Below are 17,813 nucleotides of genomic sequence, written 5' to 3' on the forward strand. Positions count from 1 at the left end.
GTCGACCGTGCGACGATGTACGTAATACCGGTGGTACCAGATACCGTAGGGCATGGAGGCGCAGATGACGCGGTACGACGTGGTGATTCGCGGCGGGTCGGTGTTCGACGGTGCGGGATCGCCACCGCGTTCAGCGGATGTCGGCATCAAGGACGGCAAGGTGGTCGCGGTCAGCGCCGAGCCACTGCCCGAGGGTGCGCACACCATCGACGCGACGGGCAAGTGGGTCATTCCGGGCATGCTCGACGTGCACACCCACTACGACGCGGAAGTGCTCGGCAATCCCGGGCTCGGTGAGTCGGTACGGCACGGCGTCACCTCCGTGGTGATCGGGAATTGCTCACTGTCCACGGTGTATTCCGATGCCGACGACTGCGCGGACATGTTCGCCAGGGTGGAGGCGTTGCCGTGGGACGCGGTGCACGGGGCGGTCAAGGAACACCAGAATTGGGATAGTCCGCGTGCCTATGCCGAGTCGCTGGCAGCGCGCCCACTCGGCGCTAATGTTGCTGCGCTGCTGGGTCATTCGGATATTCGGGTCGCCGTCATGGGCTTGGGGCGCGCGGTGGACCCGCAGGCGCAACCGACCGGCGAAGAACTGAATCGCATGCGGCAGATGCTGACCGACGCGCTCGATGCCGGATTCCTGGGACTGTCCACCATCCGCAGCTCGTTCTCGAAGCTGGAGGGCGTGCGCTTCCCGACCAGGCAGCTGCCGTCCACCTACGCGAGCTGGCGCGAATACGCGGCGCTGAACAAGATTCTGCGGCAACGGAATCGGATTCATCAGAGCACGCCGAACCTCACCTCGCGACTGGAGATCGCGCGCTACTTCGCGCAGAGCGCCGGGCGATTCCGTAAGCCGCTCAAGACAACACTGATCGCGGGCATGGACGTGAAGGCCGATCGCACCACGGCGCGGGCCGCGACCGCGGCGGCCTGGATCGCGAACAGGCTGGGCGGGGCCGCATTTCGATGGCAGCACTTGCCGGTACCGTTCGAGGTCTATGCCGACGGCGTCGATCTGGTGGTCTTCGAGGAATTCGGTTCCGGCGTCGCGGCGCTGAATATTCGCGACGTGATGAAACGCGGAGAGTTGCTGGCCGACGAGTCCTACCGCAGGCAGTTCCGCAAGGATCTCGCCAAGAAGTACGGTCCGCGAGTGTGGCATCGGGACCTGTACGACGCGCAGATCGTGTCCTGCCCCGAGGCCGAGGTGGTCGGCAAGTCGTTCGGCGAGGTGGCCGACGAGCGCGGCATCCACCCGGCCGACGCGCTGCTCGACCTCGCCGTCGCACACGGTTCGACGCTGCGCTGGCGAACTGTGATCGCCAACGATCGCGATGAGGTGCTCGACAAGTTGCAACGCTCGCCCAATGTCCAGGTCGGGTTCGCCGATTCCGGCGCGCATCTGCGCAATATGGCCTTCTACAACTTCGGCATCCGCATGCTGGAGCGGACTTATCAGCGCAAGTTCATGCCGATCGAGGCTGCGGTGCACCGGCTGACCGGTGAGCTGGCCGAATGGTATGGCCTGGACACCGGCCGCTTGAACGAGGGCGCCCGCGCCGATATCGCCGTTATCGACCCGGCCGGTTTCGACGGTTCCAGCGCTGAATACGCCGAGTCACCGTTTCCCGGCATCGCCGGGCTGGATCGCATGGTAAATCGCAATGACCGGGCCGTGGCGGCGACCATTGTCGGCGGGCATATCGTTTACGAATACGGCACCTTCGCCGCTGGCTTCGGCACCACTCTGCACGCGGGGACATTCCTCACGCCGACCTGATCCGCACACGCGACACGCCGTTCTGAAACGCCGAAAAATCACTCCGCTACATTTCGTCCAGTTTTAGGAATAACATCACCGCACGGGAATTTCCCGACAAATCCTATGTAATTCCGCGACGATGTCCGCTCGGCCGGGCAAATGTCGCGGTGTCGCGGTGAGGAGAGACGGTGACCGATGTGCGCACGGCGATCACGGCGGAACGGACCGAACTCGCCGAGATCTTGACGTGGCTCGATGACGAGAGCTGGGACGCACCGACGTTGTGCCGCGGCTGGCGAGTGCGCGAGGTCGTCGCGCACATCACCCTGCCGTATCGCCTCTCCGAAACCCGCTTCGCGCTCGAAATGCTCCGCTCGGCAGGCCGTTTCCACCGGATGTCCGATCACGCCGCCCGCTACGACGCGGCCCGGTTCACTGCCGAGGATCTACTGAAGTCGCTGTGGGACAACGTCGGTCATCCCTGGAAACCACCGGGCTGCGGCTACGAAGGCGCGTTGAGCCACGACGTCGTCCACGGCCTGGACATCACCGTCCCGCTCGGCCTGGAACGCAAGGTCCCCGAGGACCGGCTACGCATCGTGCTCGACGCCGTTAATCCCAAGAGCGTCAAGTTCTTCGGCGTCGACCTCGACGGCATCCAACTACGCGCCGAAGACCTGGACTGGCACTACGGCTCCGGCGAAATCCTCTCCGGCGCCGCCCAAGACCTCCTCCTCGTCCTGTGCGGGCGCACCATCCCCGACGAAAAACTACACGGCCCCAACGCCATTCGCTTCACCCGCTCCGGCCAGCACGGCCGCCACCGCAAGCACCTTCCTGTCTAGGTACCTAGTCACCGAGGATCAGCGGCAAAGCGTCCAACCCGCGTTCCCGGAACGAGGACCGCCATCGGATTTGGTCACGCGGGATTGCCAGCTCGATCCGCGAAAACCGGCGTAGCAGGCTACCGATGGCGATGCGCGCTTCGAGCCGAGCCAATGGGGCGCCGAGGCAGAAGTGGATACCAAGTCCGAACGCGAGGTGCGGGTTGTCCACTCTGGACAGGTCGAGGGTGTCGGGGTTCGGAAAGCGGAGTGGATCGCGGTTTGCGGATGCCCTGCCGAGCAACACCATGTCGCCGGCAGGGATGCGGACATCGCCGATGGTGATCTCTTCGGTTGCGAAGCGGCGGATGGAGAATTGGTTCGGGTGGGCGTAGCGCAGCAGTTCGTCGATCGCAATGTCGCTCGGCTCTGCTGCTGTGCGCAGCGCCGCGAGTTGTTGCGGATGGTCGAGCAATGCCAATACCGCGTTGCCGATGAAACTCACGGTGCTCTCGTAGCCCGCCCAGAAGATGAGGAAAGCGAGCGATACGAGTTCGTCCTCAGCGAGTTGGTCTCGCCCGTCACGGACCGCGATCAAATCGGATAGGAAATCATCGGTGGGTGCGGCGCGCTTATCGGCGACCAGTTCAACCATGAATTGCTCCATGTTGATCACGGCCTGCGTGGCTTGTTGCGGTTGTGCCGGATCTGGGGCGAGCAGATTGTTGGTCCAGCCGCGAAATCGCAGGCGATCGTCGCTTGGAATGCCGAGCAGGTCCCCGATCACCGTCAGCGGCAACGGCACTGTGAACTCGGCAACGAGGTCCACCTCCTCCCGGTCGGCGAAGCGGCTCAGCAGGCGATCGGTCTCGGCTTGGATCTTGTCCCGCAGGTTGTCGATCCGTCGGGGGGTGAAGGCTCGGGCAACGAGTCGGCGCACGCGCGTGTGGTCGGGTGGATCGATATTGAGCAAGTTGGCTTCCAACACTGGGGGGAGCGAGAAGCCTTTGTAGCCACTGCCGGACGATCGTTTGTCGACCGACAGACGAGGATCCGTCTGCGCGCGACGCACATCCGATTCGCGGGTGACAAACCATGCCAGGGCGCCAGTGGGAAGTAGGACTCGATGTACAGGTCCGCTGTCGCGGAGTTTGCGGTGCACGGGGTGCGTGTCGAGGAGGTAGTCCGCATCGAAAGGTGCGATGGGTGAGGTCAAAGCTCTACTCCCGGATGGCTGAGCGGGTGCGGTATCCGGCCCCATCATGCAGATCACTGCCTGCCTCCGGCAAATGAACCTGAGAGATCCAGTCGCCTATCTCGTTGTGCGCCGACGAATTTGCCACGTTGTGTGGCGTGTCGGCGCATCGCGAGGAATGATCGCGGGCGAGGAGAGACTATGACCGATACCGAGGTGCGCAAGGCGATCACTGGTGAGCGGACCGACCTTGCTGAGCTACTGACCGGGCTCGATGCCGAGTGCTGGGATGCGCCGACGCTATGCCAGGGTTGGCGGGTGCGGGAGGTGGTCGCGCATATGACCATGCCGTTCCGGCTGTCGGGGCCGCGGTTCGCGCTGGAGATGGTGCGGGCGGTGGGGAGTTTTCATCGGATGTCGGATCGTACCGCGCGGCATGATGCTGAAGAGCTGACTGCGGAGGATCTGTTGAAGTCGTTGTGGGACAACGTGGCTCATCCGTGGAAGCCGCCGGGTGGCGGGTTCGAGGGGGCGTTGAGTCACGACGTCATCCACGGGCTGGACATCACGGTTCCGCTCGGCCTGGAACGCAAGGTGCCCGAGGAACGGCTACGGCTCGTGCTCGATGGGATCGATCCGAAGAGCGTCAAGTTCTTCGGTGTCGATCTCAAAGGGATCGAGTTGCGCGCCGATGATCTCGACTGGAGCTATGGCTCCGGCGACATAGTGACAGGCGATGCCCAGGACCTGCTGCTGGTGTTGTGTGGGCGCACGCTGCCCGCCGAGAAGCTGCACGGGGACAAGGCGAAGCGGTTCACCGGTAGCTGACCCACGATAATCTTGAGCCACCGACTACCCTGTCCAGTTACAGTCGCCACGTGACCTGGACTGCGCCCGACCTCTCCCGAGCCGAAACGCCGCTGATCGCCGACGAGCGACCGATGCTGCAGAGCTGGCTCCACTTTCACCGTGCCACTCTGCTGATGAAGTGCGCGGGGCTCGATGAGAAGCAGCTCAAGCTGCGTTCCGTCGAGCCATCGACGATGTCGCTGCACGGCTTGGTCCGGCACATGACAGAGGTGGAGCGCGGCTGGTTTCGCCGCGCCGCCACGGGCGAGGACATCGAGTACCTCTACTGCAGTACGGACAACGTGGACGGCGACTTCGACGACACCGAACAAGCTGACCCCGCAACCGATTTCGCGACATACCGGCGTGAATTCTCGTTGGCCGACGCCGCGGTCGCCGACCTATCGCTCGAGCACACTTTCCCGCACCCGCACCGCCCGGAAGAGGTGTACAACCTCCGCTGGGTCTACGTGCACATGATCGAGGAGTACGCCAGGCACAACGGGCACGCCGATCTGCTGCGCGAACGCATCGACGGAGCCACCGGCGACTGACCTGCTCAGAGCGCGTGCCGGCTGACCCAGGCCGCGACTTGGGCGCGTGACTCGAAGCCGAGCTTGGTGAGGATGTGGTCGACGTGGCTCTCCGCGGTCCGGATCGAGATGACCAGTTCGGCGGCGATGCGTTTATTGCTGTAGCCGGCGGCGACCAAGCGAGCGACGTCCTTCTCGCGGCGCGTGAGCTGGTCGTCGGCAGCGGCTTTCGGCGTCGGTAGCGGGTCGGCCTGTTCGACGCCGAGGGCGTAGTTCACCGCCTCGTCGAAGGTCAACCCCGCTCCGCTGTCGAACTCCGACCCGAACTCCTTGTCGCCCATCGTGTCATGAACCTGGAGCCGGACTTTTTCACCGACCACGTCGGTCATCGCGTGTGCGAGGCGCTGTGTGCTGCCGCGCCGCACCGTCGTCGCGGCCCCCATCAGCCGAGCGGCCCGGCGCTGGTCACCACCGGCGGCCGCGGCCCAGGCCAGCCCGTCGAACACCGACGCCGTCCACACGCAACGATCGAACAACCGCAGCAGCTCGACCGCACGGCGCAGATACTCGATGGCCTTGTCCTCGTTACCGTTTCGCCAATGATTCGTCCCGACGGCCCACCAGGCGAGGCCGCCGAGCAGATGGGATCCCTGCTGGGCGGACTTGGCCAAGAACTGCTCGGCCAGCGTCCCGGCGCGGCCGTCTGCCAGCACCATCGCGCACACATACCCGAACGCCAGGCATTCCATCTCCGCGCCGTGATGCCCCTGGGCGCGGGCGCGCACGGCGGCATCCTCGGCGATTTCCAGTGCACGCATCGGGTCGGACTCGGCGAACGCCAGTACCGCCGACAGTAACGCGGCCTCGACCAGGACCTCTTCGTCCCCCAATTCTGTTGCTATCGCGACGGATTCACGGAGATACTGATGCGCCGACACGGTGTCCGACAGCATGGCGGCAATGACCGACGCGGCCGCCAACGCCCGCGCCCGATCGGTGGTGCGCGCGAGATCCTTGCCCAGCGCGTCCATCAGCCAGCGGTAGCCCTCCAGGAAGAACCGATAGTGCTCCCAGAACGGCCGGAGCTCGCTGGCGATCTGTAACCCCCGATGCGCACCGTCCGGGTCGGCGAGCGCGAACTGCAGCGCCGCACGCATGTTCGCATGCTCGCGGGTGACATCACGGAACCAGATGACGTCCGCATCGCTCCAGTACTCGACGCGCCCTCGCTGCGCGACCCGGTAGTAATGGTCGCGGTGCCGAACCCGCAGCGCGTACTCGTCACCGTGCGCCGCCAGGCGCGCCAGCGCGAACTGTCGCAGCGGCTCGAGCATGGTGTAGCGGCCGGTGCCGTCGCTGTCGTGCCGATGGCTCAGCACGGACTTGTCGACCAGACCGGTGAGCGCGTCCACCAGCGCACCAGAATCGAGCACGCACACCGCCTCAGCGGCAGCCAGATCGAAGCCGCCCGCGAACACGGCGAGTTGCTCCCACAGGTTTTGCTCGTCCGGCGTACACAGGTCGTAGCTCCAGCGAATCGCGGCTTCCAGCGTCTGCTGTCGCTCAGGCGCGGTGCGCAAGCCGGTGGTGAGCAAGCGCATGGTGTCATCGAGACGTTCCAGCACTTGATCAGGCGTAAAAGCGCGCAGCCGCAACGCCGCGAGTTCGAGTGCCAGCGGAATACCTTCCAGCCGAAGGCAAATCGCCGCGAGGGCACCGAGATTGGCCGCGCCGACCCGGAATTCGGGATTCGCGGCCGTGGCACGATCGATCAGCAGCCGCAGCGCCGCATTGTCCGCCGCGTCGACTTCGCCGGAGTCCTCGTCTATTTCGGGCACCGGCAGCGGCGCGATCGGCAGCACCTGCTCCCCCACCACGCCGAGCGGCTCCCGGCTGGTCGCCAGCACCCGGATGTCGGGGGTGCTGGCGATCAGCCGGTCGACGAGCTCGGCGCACGCGCCGATGAGGTGCTCGCAGTTGTCGAGGATGAGCAGCAGATGCTTGCCGCCGAGGTAGTCGGTGAGACCGGCCAGCGGCGCACTGGTGTCATCGTGCAGGCCGAGCGCTTGCGCGACGCTCAGCGCCACCAACTCCCCGTCGTTGACATGCGCCACCTCGACCAGCCACACGCCGTCGGGAAAGGCCCGCCGCACCGCCTCGCCCACCCGCCTGGCCAGCCGGGTCTTACCGACACCACCCGGCCCGGTGAGGGTGAGCAAACGCGTGCTGGACAGCAGTTTCCTGGCGGTCGCGACTTCGCTGCCACGCCCGACGAAGCTGGTCACTTCGGCGGGGAGGTTTCCTGTCACGTACCGCGCCACGCCGATTACCTTCGCACGGACGCGCCGCGCCCCCGGGCGTTTTGCCCGAACACGCCGCGCGGGTCAGGGCGTCTGAGCCGTCGGATAGACCGCCTCGAACAGGTCACGCAGCTCGGCCGCGGTGATCTCCCGGCCGGTCGCGTCGGTGTGCGCCTGCACGTGCCCGGCGAAATCGATCTGCCGATGCCTCGGCAGGTCGATTCCGAATTCCGTCTTCAGCAGGTAGGCGATGCCGCCCTTGCCCGACTGCGAATTGACCCGGATCACGGCGTCGTAGCTGCGGCCGAGGTCGGCCGGATCGATCGGCAGGTACGGCACCTGCCAATCCAGTTGACGCTCCGGGGTTCCGGTCTGCGCGGCCCGTGCCCGATGCGCCGCCATGCCCTTGTTGATCGCGTCCTGGTGGGTGCCGGAGAACGCGGTGTGCACGAGTTCGCCTACGTACGGGTGCCGTTCGTGGACCGGCATGCGGGTGCAGTATTCGACGGTCCGGCGGATCTCGTCGATATCGGCGAAGTCGATCATCGGATCCACGCCCTGCGCATGCAGATTCAACGCCAGGGTGGCGAGGTCGACGTTGCCGGTGCGTTCGCCGTTGCCGAACAGGCAGCCCTCGACGCGTTGCGCGCCGGCCAGTACCGCGAGTTCGGCGGCGGCGATGCCGGTGCCGCGGTCGTTGTGCGGGTGCACGGACAGGATGACGCTGTCACGGCGGGCCAGGTTGCGGTGCATGTATTCGATCTGGTCGGCGTAGACGTTGGGGGTCGCGACCTCCACCGTGGCAGGCAGATTCAGGATGACCGGGCGCTGCGGAGTGGCGTCCCACAGTGTTGTCATCCGGTCGCACAGATCGAGCACGTAGTCGGGCTCGGTCAGGTTGAACACCTCGGGCGAGAACTGGAAGCGCACGTTCGGCAGGCCGGCGGTGAGCTCCAGCACGTCGCGGCCGCCTGCCAGGATCAGCTCGCGCAACGCGGCACGATCCTTGCCCAGCACGGTGTTTCGCCACGTGGGTGCGGTCGCGGTGTACATGTGGATGACGACATTGCGCAGGCCGTGCACCGATTCGACGGTGCGTTCGATGAGATCCCTTCTGGCGGGAGTGAATACGACGATGGTGACATCGTCGGGCGCGAGGTCGGCATCGGCGATCAGCCGGACGAAGTCGAAGTCGGTCTGCGAGGCGGACGGGTAGCCGACCTCGATCTCCTTGTAGCCCATGGCCACCATGAGTTCGAAGAAACGCCGCTTGCGTGCGGGGTCCATGGGTTCGGCGAGCGCCTGATTGCCGTCGCGCAGGTCTACCGGGACCCACAGTGGTGCCGCGGTGATCCGCGCGTTCGGCCAATCACGCTGGGTGAGCGGCACTTCCACCCGGTCGTAGACGGATCGGTAGCGGTGCGACGGCATCTGGGAGAGCCGCTGCGGATTCCAGGCCGGTGCGTTGCCGGGAATCCGGCCCGCGGGAGTGTTGATCGTCGAAAAAGACATGGTCTGCTTTCTGGCAGTCACGAAACAGAGGTGACCGGCCACGACAAAGCCCCACGGCGGGGGGCCGGTCGTTCAGGCCCCGCCGTGGCGGCTAAGGAGAAGCAGGGTGCGCATGATGGTTAGACTATACACAACTCCTCAGACAAGTAGAGAGGTTGTGATGGTTTCGCAGGTACGCCGCCATCCGCTGGCCGCGCAGGCGGCCGAGCTGATCATGACGCGGATCAAAGCGGGCGAATGGCCACTCGGACACCGGCTTCCGGGTGAGACGACACTCGCCGCGCAGCTCGGGGTCGGCCGCTCCACGCTGCGCGAAGCGATCCGCGAGCTGGCGGGCAAGGGCGTGCTGGACAGCCGTCAGGGCGCGGGCGTGTTCGTGACGGCGCTGGACGCCAAGGACGACTGGGATGTGGTGTTGCGCCGCGCCACCATCGCCTCGGTGATCGAGGCCCGCATCGCCATCGAGGCCGAGGCGGCGGCGCTGGCCGCGCACCGCCGCACCCGCGCCGACCTGCGCATCCTCCGGTCCACCCTGGCGGCACGCGAAGCACATGGCGAGCCGGTGGCCGAGCATGTCGACGCGGACATGGCTTTTCACCGCGCGGTGCTGGTGGCGGCGCACAACGAGGTCCTGGTCCAGCTGTTCGACACCTTCCTCCCCCGGCTGCGCCTGGCAATGATCGACATGCTGACGATCCACCCTGTCCCGTCCGAGCGCGCCGACCATGCCGCGCACGAGCTGCTGGTCGAGGCGATCGTCGCCCGAAACGCCACCGCCGCAGCCGAATACAGCCGTTCCCATCTGACGAGATTGAAGGAGGCCTTCACGTGACCGGAGCCCCGGTGCTCGAACTGGCGGACGTGACGTTCCGCCGCGAGGGCAAGAAGATCATCAACGGCATCTCGCTGACCGTGCACGCGGGCGAACACTGGGCGTTGCTCGGACCGAACGGGGCGGGCAAGAGCACGCTGCTCGGTTTCTGTGGCGCGGTCACCTTCCCCACCACCGGCACGGTTCGGGTGCTGGGCGAACAGCTGGGCCGGGTCGAACTGGCACGACTGCGCCACTCCATCGGCCACGTGAATCCGCGGCACCCGCTGCAGTATCCGCTGACCATCCGCGAGGTCGTGCTGACCGGTCTCACCGCGACCATCGACACCCCGATGCGCTGGACGCCGACCGCGGATCAGCTCGGCCAGGCCGACGCGATGATCGATACCGTCGGCCTCACCGGCAAGGCCGACAACACCTGGACCACCCTGTCCCAGGGCGAGCGCGGTCGCACGTTGATCGCCCGCGCCCTCATCGCCGAGCCGCGGCTACTGCTGTTCGACGAGCCGTCCACCGGCCTGGATCTCGCTGCGCGCGAACAACTCCTGGAAACCATCGATACCCTCGGCGACACCCATCCCGAGGTCGCGTCGGTGCTGGTGACCCACCATCTCGAGGAACTCCCGACCACCACCACCCACGCCCTGCTAATCGCCGACGGCCACACCGTCGCCGCAGGCCCGGCCAGGGAGACGCTGACCACCGACAACGTCACCGCCGCCTTCGCCCACCCCGTCGAGGTCCGCTACGACGGCCGCTGGACCGCCCGCGCGGCACACACCACCCCGGCCTGGCCCAGCTGAACCCGGCACCCACACTCGGCGAGTGTGGGTGCCGCACCGGCTCAGAGCAGACCGAGCAACTTCAAGTTGGTGATGTACTTGACGATGATCGGCGCGGTGACATGCGGAATGTCTTTATCCTGACCGACTTTCGCCTCCTGCACCGCCGCCCGGAATCGATCGGTGGGCGCGAACGACCCACGAATCGGCTGCTCGGGCCGCTGATAGTTGTGCAGCAGCGGCAGTAGCGAATGCTGCCGCTGCCGTTCCGGCAGCGCACGCAGCGCGGTCTCGAATCGCCGTAACCAGGCGTCGTACTCGGCGATCCGCTGAATCGAGTAGCCCGCCTCGATCAGCCAATCGACGTATTCATCGAGGCCGATGCCGTCGTCGTACGGGTTCATCACGTGATAGGTCCGGAACCCGTCCGTCACGTGCGTGCCGAGGGTCGAGATCGCCTCGGCGATGAAATCGACCGGCAGCCCGTCGTAGTGCGCCCGCTGCCGATTACCGTCGGCGTCGGTCTCGTAGAACGAGAACGGCGCGATACCGCTGGCCACCAGGCTCAGCATCATCCGGGTGAACATGTCCGGCAGGTTGAGCTGCCCGGCGTACCGGCCGCTCACCAGAATCATGTCGCAGCGGAAGACCGCCACCGGCAGGCCACACAGGTCGTTGGCCTCGCGCAGCAGCACCTCCCCCGCCCACTTGCTGTTCGAGTAGCCGTTGGCGTAACTGTCGTCGATCGTGCGGACCGGGCTGATCACCCGGATATCCGCGTCTTCGGTGAACGAGGCCGGTTCGATCTGCGCGCCGACGCCGATGGTCGAAACATAGGTGAACGGCTTCAGTTTCGTGGTGAGCGCGAGGCGGATCAGCTCCGCGGTGCCCACCGCGTTCGGGCCGAACAGCTGGCTGTACGGCAGCAGGTGGTTGACCAGCGCCGCGGGGTCGACGATCACATCGACCGTGTCGGCCAACCGCTGCCAAGTCTGCTGATCCAGGCCGAGATTCGCCTCACCCTTGTCCGCGGCGAGTACTTCCAGATGATCCGCGGCCAGAGTTCGGTAGTGCCGCAACAGTTCCGGGTCGCCGCCGTCGAAGATCTCGTCCAATCGCGCGCGGGCTGCGGCGTTGTCCTTCGCTCGGACCAGGCAGATCAGCGTGCCGCCGACCAGGGCGAGCCGTTCGAGCCATTCCAGTGCCAGGTAGCGGCCGAGGAAACCGCTCGCGCCGGTCAGCAGGACGGTCCGCACCCTGGTGCTCGGCCGCGGCAATGCCGGTGCGGCGGCCAGTGTTTCGGCGTCGATGAACTTGTCCAGGGTGAGTTCGGCGGCGCGCGCCTCGGTGGCGTCGCGGCCGTGCACCGTCGCGAAGCTGGGCCGCTTCGCGCCGGCGGACCGTTCCGCCTCGATGTAGTCCGCGATGGCCTGCAGGTCGGTGGCGGGGCTGACGATCACGCCGACCGGCACGTCGAGGTCGAAGATCTCGTGCAGCAGATTGGCGAAGGTCAACGCGGACAACGAATCTCCGCCGAGGTCGGTGAAGTGCGCGTCCGGTCGCCGATCGGCGACCGAAGCACCGAGCAGCGCACCGGCGGCCCGGCTGACCGTCTCCAGCACCGGCAGGTCGGCGCCGCCGCGGCGCAGCGCGCTCAGCTCGCCGGCCTGTCCTTCGGCCAAGTCGGTGTAGAGCTGCTCGAGCTGTTCGCCGTAGCGCTCCTTGAGTTTCGGTCGCGCCAGCTTGCGGATGCCGGTGAGCAGGCCGTTCTCCAGCGTGAAAGGCGTTGTCGCGATGATGAGTCCGCGCGGGATCTCATAGCCCTGCAGTTCGGCCGTGCGCGCGACCTCCTGCAGCGAGTCACCGATACTCGACTTCAGTGCCTCGATATCGCCGCCGCTGCGCGCCACCGCGTCGTCGGTGGGTACGACAACCGCCACCAGGTAGGCGCGTGCGCTGTTGCCATAGACATAGATCTGTTCGACCAGCGGACTGTTGTCGAACGCCGCCTCCAACTTCGAGACGGTGACGAACTCGCCTTGCGACAGCTTCTGCACGTTGTTGCGCCGGTCGAGATAGACCAGCTCATCGGGGGCGATCTCGGCCACCACATCGCCGGTCCGGTAGTAGCCGTCGGCGTCGAATACCGCCGCGGTGACCTCCGGCCGTTTGTAGTAACCCGGGAACAGGTCGTTCGATCGGACGAGCAGCTCGCCTCTGGGATGCGGCCGGTCGGTGTGGAAGTAGCCCAGATCGGGCACGTCGGCCAGCTTGTAGTCGATGACCGGCGGACGCCGGATGTGCCCGTCGATGAGCACGGCCCCCGACTCGGTCGAACCGTAGCCTTCCAAAAGGTGCAGGTCCAGGTAGCGTTCGACGAACGCGCGCAGCTCGTCCGAGATCGGCGCGGAACCGGTCAGCGCCGTGACGAACCGGCCACCGAGTACCGACCGCCGCTGCTCCGCCATCACCTCGGCTTCGAGCGCCGCCCGATCGACGCCGTCGACGGACCGCCGGTCCAGCTCGTTGTGGAACTCCTGGAACAGCATGTCCCAGATCCGCGGCACGAAGTTCAACTGCGTCGGCCGCACCAGCGCGAGATCGTCGAGGAAGGTCGAAAGATCGCTCTTGGCAGCGAAATACGCGGTGCCACCGTTGCCGAGCGTCCAGAACAGGATGCCGCGGCCCATCAGGTGACTCATCGGCATGAAATTGAGCGTGATCGTCGGCTCGGGACTCGCCTGTCCCCACGATGCCCTGGTCGACTTGCGCCAGAAGTTGGTGACCAGGCGTTCGGGGTACATGGCGCCCTTGGGCGCGCCTGTGCTGCCGGAGGTGTAGATCAGCAGCGTCAGCGGATCGTCCTCGACGGGCACGAAATCTGTTGCAGGCAGCGCTTTCCCACGCTCGATCGCCTCGGCCAAGGTTTCGACCGGCACCGGGTTCCCCGCCTCGGTCAACCGCGCCCGCGCGGCCTCGAACGCCTCGCGCTGCTCATCGACCTGCGGGAGGTAGTCGAACACGACAATCCGTGCCGGCGCGGCGCCGGTCAGCGCCAGTTCGACGGCATCATCGAGATAGTCGACGCTAGAAGCGATTACGCGCGGCTCGGTCTCCGCGACGATCGGGCGCAGTTGCGCGACCGGCGCGCTGGTCTGCAGCGGCACCGACACCGCGCCCACCTGAACCAGCGCCATATCGACCGTTGCGTAGTCGACGCTGGAGAAACCGACGAGGCAGACGCGGTCGCCGGGCCGCACCCCGCTCTCGGCGAACGCGCTCGCGATCGCGGCGACGCGCTCCGACAGTTCGCCATACGTGATGGTGTCGAAACTGGGCAGCAGTTCAATGCTGACGCGCCCGGTCTCCGGGTCTTCGTCGAACCGCACCGCGCGCTGCCCGAGCGCGGGCCGATCCGCGTAACCCGCCAGCACCGTGCGCAGGAGCTCGGGCAATCGCAGGCCGGGTGCATCGACCGCCGCGGTCACCTCGTCCCGGGGAACGGCGGCGGCGAACTGCGGATCATTGGCATACAAATCAGCGATGCGGCGTGCGAGCCGCTCTTCACGAGAATCAATCGACATAACAGGTCCACCTCCACGACCAGCAGAAACTTGACGGGAACAGGTTGGAACTCGACGGCGCAGCACGCGCCAGACTTCATTAGCTTAGCAAAGCTAAAGGATTATGTGACTGGCAATTCACTGTGAATCGCCTGTGCGAGCCTGCGCACTCGAGCCCCGAAGCCGTTGCCACCCAGAGAGAAATGCTTACGTTCGACAGCTCGGCCGTGGTGGCTCGCCCGCACGTCGCGGGGCGGCCACGTGCAGTCGGGAAATATCCGGGGAGAATCTTCGAGGAGATGTCGATTCGGGGGGTCGCCGTTCGATGCAGTGAGGTGAGGATCGGACGATCTTGACGACAACGAGCAAAGGACACGACATGCGCCACATGATGCTGATCCACGTCGACCCGACCACCGCGCCGGAGCCGGACGAGGCGATGTTCGAGCAGATCGGCAAGGTGATCGAGGAGATGACCAAGGCGGGTGTGCTGCTGGACACCAATGGCCTGCGCCCGATCACCGAGGCCACCAAGATCACTCAGAGCGGCGGCAAGCAAACCGTGCTGGACGGTCCGTTCACGGAATCCAAGGAGGTCGTGGGCGGATACTGCCTCCTGCAGACCAAATCCAAGGAGGAGGCGATCGAGTGGACGTCGCGCTTCCTCGGCGTACACGGGCCGGAGTGGGATATCGAGATCGAGATCCGGCAGATCGACGAGCCGGCCTGATCCGGCACCGCGGATGAGCCCGGACCGGTCGCCTGAGCAGACCCATCGCGCCGTGGAAACGGTCTGGCGGATGGAATGGCCGCGACTGGTCGCGGGGCTCACCTGCGTCGTCGGCGATATCGACGCCGCCGAGGAACTCGCGCAGGACGCGCTCGTCGCGGCGCTGGAGCAGTGGCCGCGCGACGGGGTGCCGCCGAATCCGGGTGGCTGGCTGATGCTCACCGCGAAGCATCGAGCGATCGATCGGGTTCGGCGCAAGCAGACCTTCACGCGCAAGCTGGCGTTGCTCGGCCACGAGTTGGTGACCGCGCCGCCGGCGGAGCCGGAACCGGACGGTGCGGTCGAGGACGATCTGCTGCGGATGATGTTCACCGCGTGTCATCCGGTGCTGTCGGAGCAGGCCAGGGTGGCGTTGACGTTGCGGCTGCTCGGCGGGTTGACCACCGAGGAGATCGCCCGCGCCTTTCTTGTCGCGGAATCGACTGTGGCGCAACGCATTGTCCGAGCCAAGCGGACCATCGCCGCGAAACGGGTGCCGTATGAGGTGCCCAGTGCTGATGAGTTGACCGAGCGGCTGGCCTCGGTGCTCGCGGTCGTCTATTTGATCTTCAACGAGGGGTATTCGGCGACGGCGGGCGAGGATTGGATTCGGGTCGAGCTGTGCCAGGACGCACTGCGGCTCGCTCGCATTCTGGCCGAGTTGCTGCCCGCTGAACCCGAGGTGCACGGGCTGGTCGCGCTGCTCGAGCTACAGGGCTCGCGGCTGCCCGCGCGCACCGGCCCGGCGAAAGATGTTGTGCTGCTTGCCGATCAGAACCGGTCGCGGTGGGATCGGTTGCTGATCCGGCGCGGATTCGCGGCGTTGGCCCGCGCCAATACGGTCGCCCGTGATCGCGGCCTGCCGCCGGGTAGTTACGCGCTGCAGGCCGCGATCGCCGCCGTGCATGCCATGGCCGCGACACCGGAGGACACCGATTGGCGGCGAATCGCCGGACTGTATGCGGTTCTCGCCGAACGCTTTCCGTCCCCGATCGTCGATTTGAATCGCGCGGTGGCGGTGAGCAAGGTGCATGGGCCTGCGGCCGGTCTGGATCTCGTCGACGCACTGTCGGGAACGTTGGACACCTATCACCTGTACAACGCCGTGCGCGGCGACCTGCTCGTCCAACTCGGTCGGCATGCGGAAGCGCGGGCCGAGTTCCTGCGCGCCGCCGAGCTGACCGGCAACAAAGCCGAGCAGGTGCTGCTGCTAGATCGCGCGGCGGACTGTCGCTAGTCCGGTTGTAACGCCGCGGTAATCGCCGCACCGCAATCGCGTGTGAGCATGCTACGAAATCGCTTACCTCCGAAAGGAATCCGGCCACGTGCGGCAGTTCTATCGAGCAGTGCTCCTGGACGACGACCATCGGCTCATCGGCTATGTGGAACCCGGCACGCAGCTCGACGAACACGCGTGGATCGGCAATCACACCGTTCAGGGCATCGAACGGTTGTTGTGCGTGCCCGCCAGGGTGGTGTGGGCGCCGCGACAAGCCGGCGAGCTGTACGACGCCGCCGCATCCGTTGCGCCGCTGATACCGCCGGAGCACGGATGCACCGGCCGGTACATCCTCAATCACGATCAACTCGGGTACGTCGACAAGGCGGCCGTGCGGGAGAACGCGTCTCGACACCGCGCCCATCCGCTGCCGATCCTCACCGCTGCGGGCGGCTTCGCATCGCACGCGCTGGCGGGCGCGTGGGCTTGCGATCGAATCTCGGTGGGCGACACCGTGCCCGCCGGATTCGAGCTGTGGAAGTTCGATGTAGCCGAACTTAACCAGTTTCAGTAAATAGTAGGCAACCCACCGACGACACGCGGCATCTCAATGGTGTCGTCCATAGCCTGGGCGCGGACGTCCGCCAGCTTGTCGAGGAAGGCCTCTGCGGAGCCGAACCGGGCCGCAACCTGCGCTAACAGTTGTTCGGCTGGTTTCATGAAGTCCATGCCGTTCAGCATGACCGGTCAGAAGTGCACCAGCGCTGTCGTTAGCGCATAATTTGCCGAAATGTCTTGCGGGCGCAAGCGCGGCCCGGTTTCTGCTACCGGATGGAAACGCTCGATTCAGCTCGCTCCGGCGCGGCGGATCGGCTGAAAGGTCTGGGTCGCGTCGGTGGTGAGGAAGATGCCGACGAGGCGGTACACCTCGGCCGGCTTTTCGACGACCGACAGGTGCGAAGTGCCGGGGACGATGGCGAGCTCGGAATCGGGGATCGCGCGGTAGAGGGCGATCGTGTGTTCCAAGCTCATCGCATCGTCGTCGGCCGCGATGACGAGAGTCCGGCTGGTGATGCCACCGAGCTCCTCGACGGTCATCGTCGGCTCTTCCCGCGACATCCGCAGGACCTTGTCCGCGACGACCCGGAAGTGCTCCTCGCCGTCCGGCGACACCTCGCCATAGCGAGCGGCCAAGCGCCGCATCGGTTCCTCGTGACCGAAGCCGTCGAGCACGCCGGGCAGCAGGCCGTCGCGGTGGAAATTGCCGCTGATCGAGATGAGCTTGCGGACCAGATCCGGCCGGCGGATGGCGACCAGCAGCGCGACGATCGCGCCGTCGCTGTAGCCGACCAGGTGCGCGGGGCCGCCGACCACCGTGTCGAGGAACGCGATGGTGTCCTGCACCATCAGGTCGAAGGTGATGGGACCCTCGACGTCCGGGGTGCGGCCGTGGCCGCGGCGATCCATCCGGAAAACCCGGAAGTGCTCGGCCAATCCCGCGACGGCCGGTTCGAACGACCGCGAGTCCACAAAACCGCCGTGCAACAGCAATACCGGCTCGCCGTCGCCCGTTTCGTCATACCAAGTCCGGACATCGCCGAGCTGAACATCATTTGCCATACGGTGATCATGCTCGATGCAAGATCAACAGCGCGAATCGCCCG

Annotated in this window: 14 protein-coding genes and 1 pseudogene; 9 read left to right on the forward strand and 6 right to left on the reverse strand. The window is 66.0% G+C overall.

Translation table 11 applies throughout. The features are described 5' to 3' along the window. The first annotated feature begins 64 nt into the window (after positions 1–64). Together ACFWF1_RS05960 and ACFWF1_RS05965 are read left to right on the forward strand one after the other, a co-directional pair. Positions 65–1,789, forward strand: a complete 1,725-nt coding sequence (locus ACFWF1_RS05960; protein WP_379285793.1) for an amidohydrolase family protein — start codon at positions 65–67, stop codon at positions 1,787–1,789. A gap of 170 nt (positions 1,790–1,959) precedes the next feature. Further along, on the forward strand, positions 1,960–2,616 hold the full coding sequence (locus tag ACFWF1_RS05965; protein WP_379285795.1) for a maleylpyruvate isomerase family mycothiol-dependent enzyme: 657 nt from the start codon (positions 1,960–1,962) through the stop codon (positions 2,614–2,616). 4 nt (positions 2,617–2,620) lie between these two features. Here ACFWF1_RS05965 and ACFWF1_RS05970 read toward each other — a convergent pair whose 3' ends face one another. Next, on the reverse strand, positions 2,621–3,583 hold the full coding sequence (locus ACFWF1_RS05970; RefSeq protein ID WP_379285796.1) for a cytochrome P450: 963 nt from the start codon (positions 3,581–3,583) through the stop codon (positions 2,621–2,623). A 408-nt stretch (positions 3,584–3,991) separates the two neighbouring features. Here ACFWF1_RS05970 and ACFWF1_RS05975 point away from each other — a divergent pair, with 408 nt between their 5' ends. Beyond that, a complete protein-coding gene (locus ACFWF1_RS05975) occupies positions 3,992–4,618 on the forward strand; it encodes a maleylpyruvate isomerase family mycothiol-dependent enzyme (protein WP_379285798.1) in 627 nt (208 codons plus the stop codon). Between the two features lie 50 nt (positions 4,619–4,668). Beyond that, the gene (locus ACFWF1_RS05980; protein WP_379285800.1) at positions 4,669–5,193 is read left to right on the forward strand and encodes a DinB family protein; all 525 of its coding nucleotides are present in this window, start codon (positions 4,669–4,671) and stop codon (positions 5,191–5,193) included. A gap of 5 nt (positions 5,194–5,198) precedes the next feature. Here the strand turns inward: ACFWF1_RS05980 and ACFWF1_RS05985 are convergent, their stop codons facing one another. Continuing rightward, positions 5,199–7,493 (reverse strand): ATP-binding protein, encoded by a 2,295-nt coding sequence (locus ACFWF1_RS05985; protein WP_379285802.1) that lies wholly within the window; start codon positions 7,491–7,493, stop codon positions 5,199–5,201. Positions 7,494–7,577: 84 nt separating this feature from the next. Then, positions 7,578–8,903, reverse strand: a pseudogene (locus ACFWF1_RS05990) (2-isopropylmalate synthase); the annotation flags it as partial. A gap of 241 nt (positions 8,904–9,144) precedes the next feature. On the opposite strand from ACFWF1_RS05990, the gene ACFWF1_RS05995 reads away from it, so the two are divergent. Both ACFWF1_RS05995 and ACFWF1_RS06000 read left to right on the forward strand, forming a co-directional pair. Beyond that, positions 9,145–9,816 (forward strand): FadR/GntR family transcriptional regulator, encoded by a 672-nt coding sequence (locus ACFWF1_RS05995; RefSeq protein ID WP_379285804.1) that lies wholly within the window; start codon positions 9,145–9,147, stop codon positions 9,814–9,816. Further along, positions 9,813–10,619, forward strand: a complete 807-nt coding sequence (locus ACFWF1_RS06000) for an ABC transporter ATP-binding protein (RefSeq protein WP_379285806.1) — start codon at positions 9,813–9,815, stop codon at positions 10,617–10,619. The genes ACFWF1_RS05995 and ACFWF1_RS06000 overlap by 4 nt, the downstream gene beginning before the upstream one ends. Before the next feature lie 41 nt (positions 10,620–10,660). On the opposite strand, the gene car is transcribed toward ACFWF1_RS06000, so the two are convergent. Further along, positions 10,661–14,182 (reverse strand): carboxylic acid reductase, encoded by a 3,522-nt coding sequence (gene car / locus ACFWF1_RS06005; RefSeq protein ID WP_379285808.1) that lies wholly within the window; start codon positions 14,180–14,182, stop codon positions 10,661–10,663. A gap of 331 nt (positions 14,183–14,513) precedes the next feature. Here car and ACFWF1_RS06010 point away from each other — a divergent pair, with 331 nt between their 5' ends. The 3 genes from ACFWF1_RS06010 (at position 14,514) to ACFWF1_RS06020 (ending at position 16,723) form a co-directional block, all read left to right on the forward strand. Beyond that, positions 14,514–14,891 carry a YciI family protein gene (locus ACFWF1_RS06010; protein WP_379285810.1) on the forward strand — a complete coding sequence of 126 codons (378 nt, stop codon included), beginning with the start codon at positions 14,514–14,516 and terminating at the stop codon, positions 14,889–14,891. Between the two features lie 13 nt (positions 14,892–14,904). Then, positions 14,905–16,167 carry an RNA polymerase sigma factor gene (locus tag ACFWF1_RS06015; RefSeq protein ID WP_379285811.1) on the forward strand — a complete coding sequence of 421 codons (1,263 nt, stop codon included), beginning with the start codon at positions 14,905–14,907 and terminating at the stop codon, positions 16,165–16,167. Between the two features lie 88 nt (positions 16,168–16,255). Further along, positions 16,256–16,723: a hypothetical protein gene (locus ACFWF1_RS06020; RefSeq protein ID WP_379285813.1), complete on the forward strand. Its 468-nt coding sequence runs from the start codon at positions 16,256–16,258 to the stop codon at positions 16,721–16,723. Here the strand turns inward: ACFWF1_RS06020 and ACFWF1_RS06025 are convergent. Beyond that, entirely contained in the window at positions 16,717–16,878 is a 162-nt protein-coding gene (locus tag ACFWF1_RS06025; protein WP_357384488.1) for a hypothetical protein, read from the reverse strand. The two genes, ACFWF1_RS06020 and ACFWF1_RS06025, sit on opposite strands and share 7 nt — an antisense overlap. A 117-nt stretch (positions 16,879–16,995) precedes the next feature. After that, positions 16,996–17,769: an alpha/beta fold hydrolase gene (locus tag ACFWF1_RS06030; RefSeq protein WP_379285815.1), complete on the reverse strand. Its 774-nt coding sequence runs from the start codon at positions 17,767–17,769 to the stop codon at positions 16,996–16,998. Positions 17,770–17,813 lie beyond the last annotated feature (44 nt).

This window comes from Nocardia sp. NPDC060255 (assembly GCF_042727395.1).
Taxonomy (GTDB): Bacteria; Actinomycetota; Actinomycetes; order Mycobacteriales; family Mycobacteriaceae; genus Nocardia.

Bases quoted from the DNA above. Each gene is read 5' to 3' on its own strand.
- car (WP_379285808.1), bottom strand. From the start codon at position 14,182: ATGTCGATTGATTCTCGTGAAGAGCGGCTCGCACGCCGCATCGCTGAT.
- ACFWF1_RS06030 (WP_379285815.1), bottom strand. From the start codon at position 17,769: ATGGCAAATGATGTTCAGCTCGGCGATGTCCGGACTTGGTATGACGAA.
- ACFWF1_RS05960 (WP_379285793.1), top strand. From the start codon at position 65: ATGACGCGGTACGACGTGGTGATTCGCGGCGGGTCGGTGTTCGACGGT.
- ACFWF1_RS05995 (WP_379285804.1), top strand. From the start codon at position 9,145: ATGGTTTCGCAGGTACGCCGCCATCCGCTGGCCGCGCAGGCGGCCGAG.
- ACFWF1_RS06025 (WP_357384488.1), bottom strand. From the start codon at position 16,878: ATGGACTTCATGAAACCAGCCGAACAACTGTTAGCGCAGGTTGCGGCC.
- ACFWF1_RS06015 (WP_379285811.1), top strand. From the start codon at position 14,905: ATGAGCCCGGACCGGTCGCCTGAGCAGACCCATCGCGCCGTGGAAACG.
- ACFWF1_RS05975 (WP_379285798.1), top strand. From the start codon at position 3,992: ATGACCGATACCGAGGTGCGCAAGGCGATCACTGGTGAGCGGACCGAC.